This is a genomic window from Alcanivorax sp. HI0044, assembly GCF_001634945.1.
This window is the reverse complement of sequence record NZ_LWEZ01001737.1, coordinates 1-654: the sequence shown is the minus strand read 5'-3', so window position 1 is coordinate 654 and position 654 is coordinate 1. Positions and strand designations below refer to the sequence as shown.

Below are 654 nucleotides of genomic sequence, written 5' to 3'. Positions count from 1 at the left end.
GTTTGGCCAGGCGGCGGGCGATTTCGGTTTTACCCACCCCGGTGGGGCCAATCATCAGAATGTTCTTGGGGGCCACTTCCGCGCGCATTTCGGCGGGCAGTTGCATGCGGCGCCAGCGGGTACGCAGCGCCAGAGCCACGGCTTTCTTGGCCGCGTCCTGACCGACGATGTGGCGATTGAGTTCGGAGACAATGTCTTTGGGTGTCAGGGAAGCCATGGTTAACCGTCCAGCTCTTCGAAGGTGTGGTTGTGATTGGTGTAAATGCAGATGTCGCCGGCAATGGTGAGCGCCTTGGCGACGATATCGCGGGCCGGCAGGTCGGTATTATCCAGCAGGGCGGTGGCCGCGGACTGGGCAAAGGGGCCGCCGGAGCCGATGGCAATCAGGCCATCTTTTTCCGGCTCGATCACGTCACCGTTGCCGGTGATGATCAGCGAGCTTTCCTTGTCGGCTACCGCCAGCAGGGCTTCCAGGCGGCGCAGGGCACGGTCGGTGCGCCAGTCCTTGGCCAGCTCCACAGCAGCGCGCACCAGATGGCCCTGGTGCTTTTCCAGCTGGGCTTCGAAACGTTCAAACAGGGTAAAGGCGTCGGCGGTGCCGCCGGCGAAACCGGCAATCACCTTGCCGTGAAAAAGCCGACGGACCTTGCGGGC

Annotated in this window: 1 protein-coding gene and 1 pseudogene; both read right to left on the bottom strand. The window is 63.1% G+C overall.

Annotated features, from left to right (window positions below; genetic code table 11):
• Positions 1–217: pseudogene (gene hslU / locus A3730_RS26105) on the bottom strand (HslU--HslV peptidase ATPase subunit); the annotation flags it as partial.
• A gap of 2 nt (positions 218–219) precedes the next feature.
• Positions 220–654, bottom strand: a 435-nt coding sequence (gene hslV / locus A3730_RS26100) for an ATP-dependent protease subunit HslV (protein ID WP_063539289.1), incomplete at its 5' end; no start/stop codon positions are given.